13 protein-coding genes are annotated in these 17,377 nt (G+C 66.9%); 10 read left to right on the forward strand and 3 right to left on the reverse strand.

The features are described 5' to 3' along the window. Positions 1–13: 13 nt before the first annotated feature. From MLE64_RS10135 to MLE64_RS10145, 3 genes are all read right to left on the reverse strand, one after another. Positions 14–916, reverse strand: coding sequence for a DUF4097 family beta strand repeat-containing protein (locus MLE64_RS10135; protein WP_243317611.1), 903 nt, complete (start codon positions 914–916; stop codon positions 14–16). Positions 917–1,031: 115 nt separating this feature from the next. Further along, positions 1,032–2,000 carry a LacI family DNA-binding transcriptional regulator gene (locus tag MLE64_RS10140; protein ID WP_243317612.1) on the reverse strand — a complete coding sequence of 323 codons (969 nt, stop codon included), beginning with the start codon at positions 1,998–2,000 and terminating at the stop codon, positions 1,032–1,034. Between the two features lie 71 nt (positions 2,001–2,071). Further along, on the reverse strand, positions 2,072–3,106 hold the full coding sequence (locus MLE64_RS10145) for a glucokinase (RefSeq protein WP_243317613.1): 1,035 nt from the start codon (positions 3,104–3,106) through the stop codon (positions 2,072–2,074). Positions 3,107–3,536: 430 nt separating this feature from the next. Here MLE64_RS10145 and MLE64_RS10150 point away from each other — a divergent pair, with 430 nt between their 5' ends. The 10 genes from MLE64_RS10150 to glgP all read left to right on the forward strand — a co-directional run bounded on the left by MLE64_RS10150 (position 3,537) and on the right by glgP (position 17,374). Then, on the forward strand, positions 3,537–5,186 hold the full coding sequence (locus tag MLE64_RS10150) for an alpha-glucosidase (protein ID WP_243317614.1): 1,650 nt from the start codon (positions 3,537–3,539) through the stop codon (positions 5,184–5,186). 79 nt (positions 5,187–5,265) lie between these two features. After that, positions 5,266–6,624 carry a maltoporin gene (locus MLE64_RS10155; protein ID WP_243317615.1) on the forward strand — a complete coding sequence of 453 codons (1,359 nt, stop codon included), beginning with the start codon at positions 5,266–5,268 and terminating at the stop codon, positions 6,622–6,624. 70 nt (positions 6,625–6,694) lie between these two features. Then, positions 6,695–8,383, forward strand: a complete 1,689-nt coding sequence (locus MLE64_RS10160; RefSeq protein WP_243317616.1) for an alpha-amylase family glycosyl hydrolase — start codon at positions 6,695–6,697, stop codon at positions 8,381–8,383. A 62-nt stretch (positions 8,384–8,445) separates the two neighbouring features. Further along, positions 8,446–9,543: an ABC transporter ATP-binding protein gene (locus MLE64_RS10165; protein WP_243317617.1), complete on the forward strand. Its 1,098-nt coding sequence runs from the start codon at positions 8,446–8,448 to the stop codon at positions 9,541–9,543. Positions 9,544–9,588: 45 nt separating this feature from the next. Continuing rightward, positions 9,589–10,794, forward strand: coding sequence for a maltose/maltodextrin ABC transporter substrate-binding protein MalE (gene malE, locus MLE64_RS10170; RefSeq protein WP_243317618.1), 1,206 nt, complete (start codon positions 9,589–9,591; stop codon positions 10,792–10,794). Between the two features lie 76 nt (positions 10,795–10,870). Further along, entirely contained in the window at positions 10,871–12,403 is a 1,533-nt protein-coding gene (gene malF / locus MLE64_RS10175) for a maltose ABC transporter permease MalF (RefSeq protein WP_243317619.1), read from the forward strand. Positions 12,404–12,414: 11 nt separating this feature from the next. Then, positions 12,415–13,305, forward strand: a complete 891-nt coding sequence (gene malG, locus MLE64_RS10180; protein ID WP_243317620.1) for a maltose ABC transporter permease MalG — start codon at positions 12,415–12,417, stop codon at positions 13,303–13,305. A gap of 56 nt (positions 13,306–13,361) precedes the next feature. After that, positions 13,362–13,793 (forward strand): pullulanase-associated domain-containing protein, encoded by a 432-nt coding sequence (locus tag MLE64_RS10185; RefSeq protein ID WP_243317621.1) that lies wholly within the window; start codon positions 13,362–13,364, stop codon positions 13,791–13,793. Between the two features lie 168 nt (positions 13,794–13,961). Then, positions 13,962–15,650: an alpha-amylase family glycosyl hydrolase gene (locus tag MLE64_RS10190; RefSeq protein ID WP_243317622.1), complete on the forward strand. Its 1,689-nt coding sequence runs from the start codon at positions 13,962–13,964 to the stop codon at positions 15,648–15,650. Between the two features lie 71 nt (positions 15,651–15,721). After that, positions 15,722–17,374: an alpha-glucan family phosphorylase gene (gene glgP, locus MLE64_RS10195; RefSeq protein ID WP_243317623.1), complete on the forward strand. Its 1,653-nt coding sequence runs from the start codon at positions 15,722–15,724 to the stop codon at positions 17,372–17,374. The last annotated feature ends 3 nt before the right edge of the window (positions 17,375–17,377 follow it).

Here is a 17,377-nt window from a genome sequence, read left to right on the forward strand (position 1 = left end):
GGTCCGTAGGGTACTACTTCACCCGGATGCTGCCGTTGGTGGTTTCAAGGCGGATCTGCTGAGCCCGGCCGGGCACCTTCACGTGGGCGCTGTGCTTGGTGATCTCGACGATCTGCGCGCCAGGGACCTTGACGTCCATGGAGCCGTTGCTGTTCTCGGCCATCAGCTCGCCCGTGGCCTTGCCCAGCTCCACCTCGATGCTGCCGTTGGTGGATTCCAGGTAGATGCCCTCGCCCCAGCCGTCCAGGTTCCGGGCCCGGACGCTGCCGTTGGTGGTTTCCAGGCGGATGCCGCCGGCCACATCCTCGAGGACGATGCGTCCGTTGGTGGTACCGCCCTTGATCCGGGCCGCCAGGTTCCGGGCCTCGATGGGGCCGTTGGTGGTGTCCGCCTGGACCTCGCCCCGCACGTCCGCGACCAGGATGGCGCCGTTGGTGGCCTCGCAACGGGCGTAGCCCTCGAGGTGCTCCACGGCCACGGTGCCGTTGGTGGTGCGGAAATAGCCCAGGACCCGGTGGGGCACCTGGAGCGTCATCTCGCAGCGGGGGCTGATGTAGACGCCGAAACTCCAGGAGGGCTGCTGGAACATCGCCTCGATGTCCAGGTCCGATCCCTTCCGCTGGAGCACCAGCTCCACCCGGCGTTTCTCGCTGTCGCGGATCTGGGCGGTGAGGGCGACCTCCTCCTTGTCCCAGCCGGTCACCCGGATGCCGCCGTTGCGGTTCTTCACCCAGAGCTTCGACCCGTAGGCCAGCTTCTCCGTGCGCTGCTCCGTGCGCGAGCCGGAGGGCACGTCCACCCCGATCATCGGAGCCGGGGGCGCCGGCGGCGGGGGCGGTGGCGGCGGAGGGGGAGCCTGGGCCAGCAGGGCGCTCCCGACCAGGAACAGGGGGATCCAACGGCTGGAGACGGTCATGGCGGCTTCCGTGGAGGAAAGAACCAGGGCGGGCCTGGATGTGAAGTTCACGGTAATGCCTCGGGGGCGTTTAGTCACCAGGGCTTGTCCCGGTCCCGGCCGGGGCGGCCGGAGCTCAGCTTTTCCTGGGGGCGGGCCCCAGCGTGGACCCCTCGATGATCTTCACCGGGACCACCACGTGCCGGATGGCGTCCCGCTCGATGGCCCCGAGGGCCAGCGCGACGGCCTCGTGGGCGATGGCGGGGATGTCCTGGGCCACGGAGGCGAGCCCGGGGTAGAGGTCCACCAGGCCGTCAAAGCCCAGCACGGAGACCTGTTCGGGGACGGCCACGGACAGGTCGGCCAGGGCGCCGAGGGCCCCCACGGCCATCTCGTCCGTCGCGCAAAAGATGCCCGTCGGGCGGTGGCCCTGCTGCCAGGCGTCCCGCATGAGCCGGTAGCCGCCCAGCACCGAGCCCCCGCCCCGCAGGATGACGGGGGCCAGGGACTGGCCGCCGTGCTCGGCCAGGGCGGCGGTGAAGCCGGCCGCGCGGTCCACGGCCCACTGGTGCTCATCGGCCACCGTGAGGTGCAGCAGGTCGCGGTGGCCCAGCGCGAGGAGGCGCATGGCGGCGAGGCGGCCACCGCCGATGTCGTCGGGCGCCACGCAGGACACGCCCGGGTGGTGGCCGATGAGCGCGCCTGGGACCCCGCGCCGCCAGAGGGTCGCCAGCCGCTGGTCGATGTCGGTGCAATGGAACATCAGCACCGCGTCCAGCCGCCGTCGCACGGGGGTGATGTCCACCGGGAGCTCGATGAACTGGGTGGCGTGCATCTGCATCTCCCGCAGCAGGGCGCGCCAGATGACGCTGAAGTAGGGCGACAGCCGGTTCTCTCCGGCGCCCACCCAGATGCCGAGGGTGTGCTTGCTGCGCCGCGACAGCTCCCGGGCCACGGGGTCCGGCTCGTAGCCGAGCTTCTTCATCACGGCGAGGACCGTTTCCCGCGTTTCGGCGGCCACGGTGGGCTTGCCGTTGATGACGCGGCTCACCGTGCCCGTGGAAACACCGGCCTGGCGGGCGATCTCACCGATGGTGATCTTCATGGGGGCCGCCGGGAAAGGAGCGCGGGAGAAGGGAAGGGACCACCCATGAATAGCGTTCGGTCATCCGGGCGTCAATCCAGGCAGTCCAGGGCGCGGGCCGCGCCGTAGAGGCTCAGGTCGTAGTCCCGGGTGATGAAGACCGGCGTTTCCCGGGTGAGGACGTCGATGTGCGGGCGGTAGTTCCGCTCGAACCGGGCCATGAAGCGGCCGCCCTCCAGGAATCGCTCGGAGTTCTTGGCGGCGATGCCCCCGGCGAGGAAGAGTCCCCCGGTGGGCAGGAACGCGGCGCAGAGCTCGGCGCAGACCCGGGCGTAGAGGTCCACGAACATCGACATGGCGCGGGTGCAGGCCGGATCCCAGCCGGCACGGGCGGAGATGGCGGCGGGCTGGTCCGCGGCGGGAAGGTCCAGGAGGGCAGTGGTTCCAGCCGCCCCCTGCGCGCGGCCCGAGTCGAGGAGGAAGCGGAGGATGCGGGCCAGGCCCTGTCCGGAGACGGCCAGCTCGGCGCCCGGCGGGCCGGGCAGGCCGTCGGCCAGGTGCCTCCAGAGGGCCAGGGAGTCCTCGTCGAACACCGGCAGGCCGATGTGTCCCCCTTCGCTGGGGTAGGCCCGGGCGCCCTGGGGCGTGCGCACGATGAAGCCCGCGCCGAGGCCCGTGCCGGCGCCCACCACCAGGGCGAGGCCCTTGGGATCCGCCTTGGGGAGGCTGGCGTCGCCGTGGGGAAGGGGGAGGACCTGGCCAGCGTCCGAGAGGTTCAGCTCGAGCACGCCGCAGGACAGGGCCGTGAAGTCGTTGATCAGGCGGACCGGGATGCCCAGCGCCTGCTCCAGCTCGGTGCCGTCCATGTCCCAGGGGGCATTGGTGAGGCGGATGCGGCGGTCTAGGACCGGGCCGGCCCCGGACAGGCAGGCCCGGACCGGCCGATCAGCCGGAGCAGAGGCGAGGAACCGCCGGATCGGCCCCAGGATGGACGGCTCGTCCTGGGTGCTGAAGCGTTCCTTCCGGTGGAGGCGGTAGCCGGATTCGCCAGGCGCCAGCAGGGCCAGGCTGAGGTTGGTGCCGCCCACGTCCGCCACCAGGATGAGGTTGTCAACGGTTGCATCCACTGGATATCACCTCAGCAGGTCCCGAAAGTGGGGCAGTAACGCCCCTTCAGGCCATGACGGCCGGCCGGGATCAGATTGTCCCCTCCCAGGCGAGGCGTCCACTGGATCACACGGAACGCTCCGGACGGATCAGGATGGCCCCCAGCTGGGCGTCGGCGACTGAAACCAGCCTGGATGCTGCATCGCATGCGAATCGTCAAAAAGTTCCCCCGCTCCTGAATTCCTTTCTTGACACGCCCATGACACCAGTCGACCATACCTGCGACTTCCTTGTAACCGTTTACACACCCCTCGACGCCACACCCCTGTCCCCATCCATGTTTCCCGCAGGTACCCAGGAAAAGCAGACCGTGAATATCGATTTGTAACCGGTTACATCGAATTCTCCCAGCCACCCGCCTTGTCCCCAATCCAGAAAGGAACTCAGGCCATGCCCGTCCGGGAACCCGTCGCCCACCCGATCCCAGGCACCGAATGGTGGCGCGGGGCGGCGGTCTACCAGATCTACCCCCGGAGCTTCCAGGACACGAACGGGGATGGCGTCGGCGACCTTCCGGGCATCACCGCCCACCTGGCCCATGTGGCGGGCCTGGGCGTGGACGCCATCTGGATCTCCCCCTTCTTCACGTCGCCCATGAAGGACTTCGGCTACGACGTGTCGAACTACCGGGGCGTGGATCCCACCTTCGGCACGCTGGCGGACTTCGACCGGCTGGTGGCCGAGGCGCACCGCCTGGGCCTGAAGGTGCTCATCGACCAGGTGCTGTCCCACTCCTCCGACCAGCACGCCTGGTTCAAGGAGAGCCGCGCCAGCCGCGCCAATCCCAAGGCGGACTGGTACGTCTGGGCTGAGGCCAAGGCGGACGGCACGCCGCCCAACAACTGGCAGTCGGTCTTCGGCGGCTCGGCCTGGACCTGGGAGCCGCGGCGGCGGCAGTACTACCTCCACAACTTCCTGGAGTCCCAGCCGGACCTGAACTTCCACCATGAGCCCGTGCAGGCCCAGCTGCTGGAGGAAGTGCGGTTCTGGATGGAGCGCGGTGTGGACGGCTTCCGCTTCGACGCCTGCAACTTCCACTTCCACGACCAGCGGCTGCGGAACAACCCGGCGGCCCGGCCCGGATCCGTGGAGCTCACCTCCGTCCAGGAGGGCAACCCCTACGGGCGGCAGATCCATCGCTATGACAAGACCCGGCCGGAGAACCTGGGGTTCCTGAAGCGCCTCCGGACGCTGCTGGACCAGTACGGGGCCATGAGCGTGGGCGAGATTGGCGACGAAGGCGCCCTCGCCACCATGGCCGAGTACACCGCGGATGGCGACAAGCTGCACATGGCCTACGGGTTCAGCCTCTTCACGGACGAGTTCAGCGCCGGGCGCATCCGGTCCGTGGTGGAGGAGTTCGAGCGCCACGTCCGTCGCGGCGGCGGATGGGGCTGCTGGTCGCTCTCCAACCACGACAGCGTCCGGGTGGTCACCCGCTGGGGCAAGGGCGTGGACGATCCTGCCTTCCCCAAGCTGCTGCTGGCGGTGCTGGGCTCCCTGCGGGGGAGCTTCTGCATCTACCAGGGCGAGGAGCTGGGCCTGCCCGAGGCGGAGGTGCCCTTCGACCGCCTCATCGATCCCTACGGCATCACCTTCTGGCCGGACTTCAAGGGCCGGGACGGCTGCCGCACCCCCATGCCCTGGACCAGCGAGGCGCCGCGGGGCGGGTTCTCGACCGTGGAACCCTGGCTGCCCATGTTCCCGGATCACCTGCCCCGCGCCGTGGCGGTCCAGGCCTCCGATCCCGATTCGGTGCTGGGCTTCTACCGGCGCTTCCTCGTCTGGCGGAAAGGCTTCGAATCCCTCCGGCGCGGGACCATCCGGTTCCAGCGCACCGCCGAGCCCCTCCTGGCCTTCCGCCGCGAGGCCGGCGACGAGCACATCCTGGCGGCCTTCAACCTGAGCCCCAACCCCATCAGCCACACGGTTCCCCGTTCCGTCCAGCCCCTCGACGGGCCTGGCCTCCCGGCCTGCCGCCTCGAAGGCCGGACCCTCCACCTTCCCCCTTGGGGAGGGTTCTTCGGCCGCATGGCCTGACCCCATGCGCCGGCCCTCCCTCCGCAAGCTTCCCACCCAACCCGCCGCCCCCGCGGCTTCTCCCACTGGAGGCAAGACCATGAAGTCTCTCTCCCTCATCAAGGCCGCGCTGCCCTTGGCGCTGGCCTGCGGACCGCTCCTCGCGCAGGATGTGGTCGAAATCCACGGCTACATGCGCACCGGTATCGGCCGCTCTTCCAACGGCGGTGAGCAGGTCACCTTCTACCTGCCCAATACCGGCGATGCCGTCACGGCCGGTCCTGGCTATCGCCTCGGCAACGAGACCGATACCTACATCGAACTGGCCGTCGACGTGAAGGCCTACGAGAAGGGCAGCACCACCTTCAAGCTCCACTTCCGCCCCACCTTCCGTCAGTACTACGGAGCCCGCGATGCCTCCTCCGACGCTGGTGGCAACGTCAACGGGTCTTTCTACCCGAACAACACCCAGCAGGTCTTCATTCGTGAAGGCTGGGGCGAGGCCACGGGGATCTTCGGCAAGAGTGGCCCCTTTAAGGATGCCTCGCTGTGGATCGGCCGGCGGTTCTACCAGCGCCAGGACCTCCATATCCGCGACCAGTGGTACTGGAACAACAGCGGGGATGGCGTGGGCATCGAGAACATCGACCTCGGCTTCGGCAAGCTGCACTACGCCTTCATCCAGAATGATACGGGCAATGTGGACACCGGCTGGGGCGCAGGCCACTTCCCCGGGAACCTGCAGACCGACACCTACAACCGGCAGGGGACCGTCATCGGCGCCCATGACCTGCGGCTCTCGGATCTGAATCCCTGGCAGGGTGCCAGCGTGACGCTCGGAATCCAGCACCAGGACGCGCGGAGCCGGGCCACTGTCGAGAACGCCTCGAACAACAACAAGGGCAACAAGTACTCGCTCATGTACACCCAGTCGGGCGTGCTGGGGGGCGATAACCGGGTCTACGTGGCGTTCGGGGATGGCTCGACTTGGTACAACTGGTACAACCCCGAGCTCACGACCGCCAACAAGTGGCATCAGATCATGGATATCTTCTTCATCAAGCCGCTTCCGAACCTCGAGATGCAGGGCGTGGTGGAGTACCGCAGGCAGGACGGTGCCGATACCAACAAGGGTGCTTCGAATACCTGGAAATCGATCGGTGTTCGGCCCACGTACTTCTTCACCCAGCATTTCAGCCTGGCCTACGAGATCGGCTACGACCAGCTCAAGTTCGACAATGAGAACGGCAACCGCCACCTGAACAAGCAGACGCTGGCCCTGCAGTGGAGCCCCCAGGCGAGCTTCTGGTCCCGCCCCCAGCTCCGCCTGTTCGTGACCAAGGGCTCCTGGAACAACGAGCTGGCGAACAACTGGGGCCCCGTGGATGCCGGTCAGTTCAGCAGCCGCGGCCAGAGCTCCGGCTACACCTACGGCGCCCAGATCGAGGCCTGGTGGTAATGACTGGCTGACGGAGCGGCCCGTCCTCCGGGGCGGGCCGTTTCCTCGCTCCTGACGCAAAGGACCGGATGTGAAGATCCCCCGCCTGATGACGGCCACGGCCCTGCTCGCCTACCTCCTGGTGGGCGGGGCGGGCTGTGCCGGCCCGAGCTCGACCAGCCCCAGCCGCTACCCGGTGGACACCACGATCATCGCCCCCGGCCAGCAGCTGGAGAATGCCCCCGGCTGGTACCGGGATGCGGTGGTCTACCACATCTGGGTGAAGGCCTTCGCCGATGGCGCCTACCAGGACGGCATCGGCGACCTTCCCGGCATCCAGGGCAAGCTGGACTACCTCCAGTCCCTGGGTGTGAACACCCTGTGGCTGTCGCCGATCTTCGAGTGCGGCTACAAGGGCGACAACATGCATGGGTACGACACGACGGACTACTACGCCGTGAACGACCGCTTCGGCACCCGCGCGGACCTCAAGGCCCTCATCGAGGCCGTGCATGCGAAGGGGATGCGGATCCTCTTCGACTTCGTGCCGAACCACACCTCCACGAAGCATCCCTGGTTCACGAACGCCGCCACGCGGGACAGCTGGTACATCTGGAGCGCCGGCCAGCCCGCGGGCTGGGGCCTCCCCTGGGGCGGCGGCACGTCCCGGGACGTCTGGAAATCCGGCGCCTCCGGCTACTTCTACACCTCCTTTGCCACAGACACCCTGGCGGACCTGAACTTCTACAACCCGGCCGTCCAGGCCGAGATGCGGAAGGTCCAGGCCTTCTGGCTGGACCGTGGTTTCGACGGCATGCGGGTGGACGCGGTGCGCTACCTCTGCGAGACCGGCCCCGGCCAGCAGGCGGACCAGCCGGACACCCACGCGCGGCTCCAGGCCTTCCGCGCGCTGCTGGACGAGTACGACAGCGGCGACCTCCATCCCCATCCGGGCGGCGACCCGGCAAAGCACAGCAGCAAGGCCATGATCGCCGAGGCCTGGACCAACGACGCCTCGGGCGTGACGCCCTACTACGGCAACGGCGCGAACGAGTTCCACATGTGCCTGGACTTCAGCGCGCCCTGGGCCATCTACAACACCATCAGCCGGGGGGACGCCACGCAGCTGACCTCCCTCTGGGAGCACGAGCAGCGCACCTACCCGGCGGGCTACCGCTCGGCCACCTTCGACTCGAACCACGACAACCTCATCTCCCGCCCCGGCACCCAGTACGGCGGCGACCGGAGGAGGATCATCCTGGCCGAGGCCCTGAACCTCCTGTCCCCCGGCACACCCATCCTCTACTACGGCAACGAGGTCGGCATGGCCGGCAAGGCCGGCTCGGACATCAACCTCCGCCAGCCCATGGACTGGGCGGCGGTGACGGCCCAGACGGGCCAGCCCGACTCCATCCTGAGCTGGTGCACCTACCTCATCCAGGCCCGGAAGACCTATCCGGCCCTGCGCGGCGGCTACGCGACCCTTCCCACCGACGTGGGCACCGGCAAGGCCCTCGCCTACCTGCGCGATGCGGGCACCGAGCGGGTGCTGGTGGTGGTGAACCTCACGGGCGCGGCCCAGACAGTCACCGTTTCGGGGCTGACGGCCCTGGGCGTGCTCGCCTCCGGTCCCGTCCAGGCCATCCTGGGCGACCTGAAGGGCGTCGGCGCCCTCAGCGGCGACGCCTATGCCGCATCCAACCTGCCCCCCTACGGTGTCCGCGTGCTCTACCTGGCGGGCACAGGCTTCCAGGGCACCCTCCACGGCGACTTGCCCTGACCTTGCCTGCGGGCCTTCGCGGCCCTATCCATCTGGCTCCACCCGTCTCATCCGGAATCCCCATGGCCGACCTCCAATTCAAAGCCCTCCGCAAGTCCTTCGGTGACATCGAGATCCTCCACGGGATCGACCTCGGCATCACGGACGGGGAGTTCGTCGTCTTCGTGGGGCCGTCGGGCTGCGGGAAGTCCACGCTCCTGCGCTGCATCGCGGGCCTGGAGGAGATCACCAGCGGCGAGCTCTACATCGGCGGCCGCCAGGTGAACGAGGTGCCGCCCTCCAAGCGCGGCATCGCCATGGTGTTCCAGAGTTATGCCCTCTACCCCCACATGACCGTGGCCGAAAACATGGCCTTCGGCCTCAAGCTCGCCGGGCGTCCGAAACAGGAGATCACGGAGGCCGTCCAGCGGGCCGCCCAGATCCTCCAGATCGAACCCCTGCTCGATCGCCGTCCGAAGGCGCTGTCGGGGGGACAGCGCCAGCGGGTGGCGATCGGCAGGGCCATCGTGCGGAAGCCCGGCGTCTTTCTCTTCGATGAGCCCCTGTCCAACCTGGATGCCGGGCTGCGCGTGCAGATGCGGGTCGAGCTGGCCCGCCTGCACAAGGACCTGGCCACCACCATGGTCTACGTCACCCACGACCAGGTGGAGGCCATGACCCTGGCCGACCGCATCGTGGTCATCAACGAGGGCCGCATCGAGCAGGTGGGCACGCCCCTGGAGCTCTACCGCCGCCCCTCCAACCGCTTCGTGGCCGGCTTCATCGGCTCGCCCAAGATGAACTTCCTCCCCTGCACGCTGGTCTCCGCCACGGAGGCGCTGGCCACGGTGCGGCTGGAGGACGGCACCCAGGTGACCGCGCAGGTGGACGCCCGGGGCCAAGCCGAGGGCGCGGCGCTCACCTTGGCCATCCGCCCGGAGCGCCTGCTGGCCGAGACCGCCTCCGGCGAAGGCACGGCCCGCACCTCGGTGATCGTATCCGAGCACTTGGGCGACACCGTCTTCCTGTACGTCCATGCCCCCGGCGGCCAGGGGCAGCTCACGGTGAAGGCTCTGCCCGAGACTCCCCTCCGGACCGGCGACGAGACCCACCTTCGTTTCCCGGCCAAGCACTGCCACCTGTTCGGCCCGGACGGCCGGGCCTGCACCCGCCTCATCTAGCGTTCCCATCCACCGGACCTTCCGGCCCAACCCAAGGAGACTGTCGTGAGTCATCCATCCACCCTCCGCAAACTGGCGGCCACCACCGCCCCCCTGCTCGTCGCCGGCGCCCTCACCGTGGCCCAGGCGGCCGAGAAGGGCAAGCTCCTCGTCTGGATCAATGGCGACAAGGGCTACAACGGCCTCCAGAAGGTGGGCGACGAGTTCACCAAGAAGACCGGCGTGAAGGTCGTCGTCGAGCATCCCGAGGACGCCCCCGGCAAGTTCCAGGCGGCCGCCGAAGAGGGCAAGGGGCCCGACATCTGGATCTGGGCCCATGACCGTGTGGGCGAGTGGGCTGACAGCGGCGTCATCAACGCCGTGACTCCCGGCAAGAAGATCAAGGACCAGATCGACGCGAAGGCCTGGCAGGCCTTCACCATCAAGGGCAAGGTGTGGGCCTACCCCGTGGCCATCGAGGCGGTCTCCCTCATCTACAACAAGAACCTGATCAAGACCCCGCCGAAAACCTTCGAGGAGATCTTCGCCCTCGACAAGAAGTTCGCGGCCCAGGGCAAGAAGGCCATCCTGTGGGACTACACGAACACCTACTTCACGATGCCCATGCTGGCGGCCAACGGCGGCTACGCGTTCAAGATGAACGCCGACGGCACCTATGACCAGAAGGACACGGGCGTGAACAACGCCGGGGCCGTCATCGGCGCCGAGCTGCTCACGAAGATGGTGAAGGAGGGCGTGATGCCCAAGGGCGCCACCTATGCCGACATGGAAGCCCAGATGGCCCAGGGCAAGCTCGCCATGATGATCAGCGGCCCCTGGGCCTGGGACAACCTCAAGAAGGCCAAGATCAACTTCGGCGTGGCCAAACTCCCCAGCGTGGCCGGCAAGCCCGCCAAGCCCTTCGTGGGCTACATGGGCGCCATGATCACCAAGGCCGCCTCCTCCGCCGGGAACGTGGACATCGCCCGCGAGTTCATCGAGAACAACATGCTGACGCTGAAGGGTCTCGAGACCATCAACGCCGACGTGGCCATCGGCGCCCCCGCCAACAAGGCCGCCTACGCCAAGATGAAGAACGATCCCTTCATCCAGGTCTCCATGGCCAGCGCCACCGATGGCGTCGTCATGCCGAACAACCCCCGCATGGGCCGCTTCTGGGCCGCCATGGTCTCCGCCCTGAACAACATGACCGAAGGCCGCCAGACCCCGAAGGAAGCCCTGGACGCCGCCGCCAAGCGGATCCTCAAGTAGCCGTTCCTCCCGGCACGGGGCGGGCCTCCGGGTCCGCCCCGCCGCTCCGGGCCCTCTTCAAGATTCGGATCCACCCATGCCCATGCCGCCGGTTCTCAAACGCCTCCTGCCGTCCCTCCTGATGGTCCTCCTGGGACTGGCCGGGCTGTACGCCGTCACCGTGGTCTACGCCACGGGCGAGACCCTGCTGGCAGGCGTCATGCTCGTGACCCTGGTCTGTTTCGTGTGGATCTACACCTCGAAGAAGACCTATGCCTACCGCTACCTCTTCCCGGGCATCGGCGCGGCGTTGATCTTCGTGGTCTTCCCGATGCTCTACACCATCCGCATCGGCTTCACCAACTACAGCTCCACGAACCTCCTGACCTTCAAGCGGGCCACCCAGTACCTGCTGGAGGAGACCTACCGGGCCGAGGGCGCCACCTACACGTCCGAGCTCCATGCCGACGGCGGTCGCTGGCGGTTCCGCCTGGAGGATGCCGACAGCGGCGCCGCCTTCGCGACGGAGCCCTTCGCCCTGGGCGCCGAGGGGACGCACCTCACCCTGAAGGCCCAGCCGGCCACCGGGCCGCTTCCCGGCGACGAGATGCCCCTCAAGGACCTGATCGACCGCCAGCCCTTCCTCAAGGGCCTCGCGGTGGTCATGCCCGACGGCAGCCAGGTGCGCATGACGGGCCTGCGGGAGTTCGCCCCCAGCCGGCCCCAGTTCACGCGCAACGCCGACGGCAGTCTCACAAACAACGAGACCCATGACGTACTCCGGCCCAACTTCAAGACGGGCTTCTACGAGACCGCCGACGGCGAGTCGGTGACGCCGGGCTTCCAGGTGGACATCGGCTGGAAGAACTACGTCGACATCTTCACGGACACCTCCCTGCGCGAGCCGCTGTGGCGGATCTTCACCTGGACCATCGTCTTCTCCACCCTGACGGTGGTGTTCTGCACCGCGCTCGGCATGGTGCTAGCCGTGCTGCTGAGCTGGGAGAACCTGCGGTTCCGAGGTGTCTACCGGCTGCTCCTCTTCCTGCCCTACGCGGTGCCGGGCTTCATCTCCATCCTCGTGTTCAAGGGGCTCTTCAACAACAACTTCGGCGAGATCAACCTGGTGCTGAACGGCCTCTTCGGCATCAAGCCCACGTGGTTCTCGGATCCCTTCCTGGCCAAGACGATGATCCTTATCGTCAACACCTGGCTGGGTTTCCCCTACATGATGGTGGTTTGCATGGGCCTCATCAAGGCGATCCCCCAGGACCTCTACGAGGCCTCGGCGGTGGCGGGCGCGGGGCCGATCACCAACTTCTTCAGGATCACGATGCCGCTGATCCTCAAGCCCCTCACGCCGCTGCTCATTTCCTCCTTCGCTTTCAACTTCAACAACTTCGTGCTCATCAGTCTCCTGACGGGTGGGCTGCCGGACTTCCTGAACACCTCCACGCCGGCGGGCACCACGGACATCCTCGTGTCCTACACCTACCGCATGGCCTTCCAGGACTCGGGCCAGAAGTTCGGCCTGGGCGCGGCCATCTCCACGGTGGTGTTCCTGATGGTGGCCGTGATCTCGATGATCCAGATCCGGTCCACCCGCATCGCCGAAGACACCAAGCGCTGAGAGGAGAGGCCATGGCTATCGTCATCGACAAATCCCAGCGCTGGCGCGTCGTCGCCGCCCATGTGTTCCTGATCTGCCTCTGTGCCCTGGTGATCTTCCCGCTCCTGATGGTGGTTTCCATCTCGCTCCGCCCCGGCAACTTCGCCACGGGGAGCCTGATCCCCACGACCATCAGCCTGGAGCACTGGCGCTTCGCCCTGGGCCTGCCCGTGACCAACGCGGACGGCCAGGTGATCATCCCCGATCTGCCCGTGCTGCGATGGCTGTGGAACTCCGTGAAGGTGGCCACCCTGTCGGCCACCACGGCGGTGCTGCTCTCCACGACCGCCGCCTACGCCTTCGCCCGCATGAAGTTTGCCGGGAAGAAAGCCTCGCTCGTGGGGCTGATGCTGATGCAGATGTTCCCCACGATCCTGGCCCTCATCGCCATCCACGCCATCTTCTCCCGGCTCGGGCACACCTTCCCCGCCTTCGGCATCGACAGCCCCTGGGCGCTGGTCCTCGCCTATTCCGGCGGCATCGCCCTGCACATCTGGACCATCAAGGGCTTCTACGAGACCATCCCGGCCGAGATCGAGGAAGCCGCCACTGTGGATGGCGCCACGCCCTGGCAGGCCTTCTGGCGGGTGCTGCTGCCCATGGCCCTGCCCATCATCATGGTCATCTTCCTGCTGGCCTTCATCGGCGCGGTCAACGAGTACCCCGTGGCCTCCATCCTGCTGCGCAGCCAGGACCAGCTCACCATGGCCGCGGGCATGAAGCAGTTCCTCTACCAGCAGAAGTACCTCTGGGGCGACTTCGCGGCCGCGGCCATCCTCTCCGGCCTGCCCATCGCCGTCGTCTTCATCCTCGTCCAGCGCTGGATGATCTCCGGCCTCACCGCCGGCGCCAACAAGGGCTGAACCGCTTTCCCACCCAACCCGAGGGCCGAGCCCTCCCTTCCCCCAAGGAGTCACGCATGAGCCTCCGCACGACCTTCCTCAAGGCGATCGCCGTGATCGCCCTGATCATCACCCCCGCCCTCGCCGCACCGCCCGAGGGCAAGATCCAGATCAACTACCACCGCTGCGACGGCAAGTACGAGAAGTGGGGTGTGCACCTCTGGAAGAGTCCCAACATGCCCCTGCCCGACATCGAGTGGCCCAACCCCATGATGCCCACCGGCAAGACCGACTTCGGCGTCTTCTGGCAGGTGGACCTCGAGGAGTTCAACACCGGCTCCAAGTCCCAGGTGAACTACATCATCCACAAGGGCGACATCAAGGAGCAGGGCGCTAAGGACATGGCCTTCGACGGCCGCGCCCACAAGGAGATCTGGGTGGTCAACAACGACCGCACCATCTACTTCTCCAAGGAAGAGGCCCTGAAGGACCACGTCTGCAAGAAGTAGGGCCTTCAGCCTTCTCGCTGTTCATCACCGTTCATCACCGGTTGATCTTTCCTTTTCCTCGAGCAGAGCGCTAAAGAAAAAGGGAACCAGTGATAGACGGTGATGAACGGTGAACAGGAAGGCCTGTCTTGAATCACCGTCATGTTGAATGTTTCTATCCGAGGTCCCATGTTTCCGCTTCAAAGCCGCCCGGCTTTTCGTTCCCTGTTGCTGGCGGTTGGACTCGCTGCGACCCACCTGTCCGCACTTGCCCAGGCGCCGGTGGCCGTTCCAGGCACCTTCGCCGAGAACCCCATCGTCTACTTCGTGATGACGGACCGCTTCGTCAACGGAGACCCCTCCAACGACCACGCCTACGGCCGCCAGCGGGAGATGAACCCCAAGGATGACGTGGGCACCTGGCATGGGGGCGACTTCAAGGGCCTCACCCATAAGCTCAAGGAGGGCTGGTTCAAGGAGCTGGGCGTGAACGCCCTGTGGATCACCGCACCCTATGAGCAGATCCATGGCTGGGTCCAGGGCGGCCAGCGCGAGTTCAAGCACTACGGCTACCACGGCTACTGGGCCCTGGACTACACAGTGATCGACCAGAACCTGGGCACCGCGGCGGACCTCCGCGAGCTGGTGGACACGGCCCACGCCCAGGGCATCCGCGTGCTCTTCGACGTGGTGATGAACCACCCCGGCTACCTCGACATCCAGACGGCCAAGGACCTGAAGGTGGACGTCCTGTGGGAGGGCTGGGAGAAGGACCCGAACCTGCTTCGTAACTACCACAACTACATCGACTACAACTCCTTCAAGTTCGGCGACTGGTGGGGCCGGCCCTGGGTGCGCGCCGGGCTGCCCGGCTACATCGACGGCGGCCGCAACGACCTCACCATGCAGCTCGCCTTCCTGCCCGACTTCCGCACCGAGAGCCCCGACTTCGTGAAGCTCCCGAAGTTCCTGAAGGAGAAGGCGGACACGAAGGCGGTGGACCTCGCCAACACCACCGTGCGCGGCTACCTCATCAAGTGGCTCACGGACTGGGTCCGCGAGTACGGCGTCGACGGCTTCCGCTGCGATACCGTGAAGCACGTGGAGCCGGAGGCCTGGGCCGCCCTCAAGACCGAGGCCGTGAAGGCCCTGGCGGAGTTCAAGGCCAAGAACCCTACCCGCAAGGTCGACGACGCCCCCTTCTGGATGGTGGGCGAGTTCTGGGGCGCGGGGCCCGAGAAGCACAAGATGACGGGGTTCGGCTTCGACGCCATGATCAACTTCGACTTTCAGCAGCAGGACGGCGCCTTCGCCAAACCCGAGAAGCTCTTCCGGAGCTACGCCCAGGCCCAGGCCGGCAAGCCTGTCCACATGCTGAACTACCTCTCGTCCCACGACACGGAGCTGTTCGACCGCAGCAAGCTCATCGAGGGGGGTACGGCCCTCCTGCTGGCCCCCGGCGGGGTGCAGATCTTCTACGGCGACGAGACCGCCCGGCCGGAAGGGCCCATGCCCCGCACGGACAAGCAGCAGGCCACCCGCTCGGACATGAACTGGGGCAAGGTGGATGCGAAGGTCCTGGCCCACTGGCGCAAGCTCGGCACTTTCCGCGCCCGCCACCGGGCCCTGGCCGCAGGCGAGCACAAGCAGCTGGGCGACGCACCCTACACCTTCAGCCGCATGGAGGCTGCCAGTGGCGACCGCGTGGTGGTGGCCCTGGGCGCCCAGGGCCAGGTGAGCGTCCCCGTGGCCGGCGTCTTCAAGGACGGCGAGACCCTGCGCGACGCCTACACCGGCCGCACCGCCACGGTGGCCGGCGGGAAGGTGGCCCTCCAGGCGGAGGGGACCGTCCTGCTCGAGCGCGTCCAGGCCCACTGAGATTGCCACCTGCGCCATCCGGCACGGATGGCGCGCGGAACATCGCACGAATCGAGAACGAAGGAGCCTGCATGACCATCAAGAAGCTGCCCCGGGTCGCGTATTTCTGCATGGAGTACGCCCTCGAGAGCTCGTTCAAGATCTATTCCGGCGGCCTGGGCATCCTCGCCGGCGACTACCTGAAGGGCGTGAAGGACCACGGCTACCCCATGGTGGGCATCGGCATCCGCTGGAAGCAGGGCTACGGCGAGCAGATGGTGGACCCGGCGACAGGCAGGGTCTTCGACGCCTACAAGAACGCCAGCCACGAATTCCTGGAGGACACCGGCGTCACCGTCGAGGTGGAGATCAAGGCCCGGCCGGTGAAGATCAAGGTATGGCGGGTGAACAGCTACGGCGTGGACTCCCTCTACCTGCTGGACACGGACATCGAGGAGAACGACGGCGAGGCCCGCTGGATCACCGGCCAGCTTTACGGCTGGTTCGGCGAGGAGCGCGTGGCCCAGGAGATGGTGCTGGGCATCGGCGGTGTCCGTGCCCTCCAGGCCCTCCGCATCAAGCCTGACGTCTACCACTTCAATGAGGGCCACGCCCTGTTCGCGGGCTTCGAGCTGATCCACCAGCGCATGACCAAGGGCGCCACCTTCGAGGCCGCCTGGGCCAAGACCCGTGACGAGGTCGTCTTCACCACCCACACGCCCATCGTCCAGGGGAACGAGTCCCATCCCATCGACCGCTTCCTCTACATGGGCGCCAACCTCGGCATGACCAAGGCCCAGCTCAAGCAGCTCGGCGGCAGCCCCTTTAACATGACCGTGGGGGCCTTGCGGCTGTCGCGGATCTCCAACGCCGTGGCCGACCTGCACCGGGTCACCTCCAACAAGATGTGGAAGCACATCGAGGGCCGGAGCGAGATCATCGGCATCACCAACGCCATCCACCGTCCCACCTGGGTGGACGCCCGCATGCTCGACCTCGGCGCCAGCTATGACGGCACGAAGAAGGCGAAGGACGCGATCTGGAAGGCGCACCTGGACAACAAGAAGAAGCTCATCGCCTTCGTGGAGGCCCGCACGGGCGTGAAGCTCGACGCGGACAAGCTGCTCATCGGCTTCTCCCGCCGCGCGGCGCCCTACAAGCGGTCGAATTTCATCTTCACCGACCGCAAGTTCATCGAGCCGCTGCTCAAGAGCGGCCGGCTCCAGATCGTCTTCTCCGGCAAGGCCCACCCCCTGGATGACAACGGCAAGCGCATCGTCGAGAACATCCTGGAGATGACGAAGCGGTACCCCGAGAGCGTGGTGTTCCTCGAGAACTACGACATGGAGATCGGCCGCATGCTCACCCGCGGCTCCGATGTGTGGCTGAACAACCCGCGCCGGCCCAAGGAGGCCTCGGGCACCTCCGGCATGAAGGCCGCCATGAACGGGGCTCTGAACCTGTCGATCCTGGACGGCTGGTGGCCCGAGGCCTGCGAACACGGTGTGAACGGCTGGCAGTTCGGGGATGGCTTCGAGAGCGAGGACGAGGCGGTGCTGGACAAGCACGACTTCAAGGCCTTCAAGAAGGTGCTGTCCGACGAGGTGCTGCCCACCTACTACGATCGTCACGACGCCTGGGTGGACATGATGGCCGCCTCGATCCGGAGCACCCGCGATGCCTTCGGCGTCGAGCGCATGCTCGACGAGTACTACAGCCGGATGTACAAGCGGGCCTCCCGCTAGTCC

The organism is Geothrix paludis (genome assembly GCF_022808815.1).
GTDB classification, from domain to species: domain Bacteria; phylum Acidobacteriota; class Holophagae; order Holophagales; family Holophagaceae; genus Geothrix; species Geothrix paludis.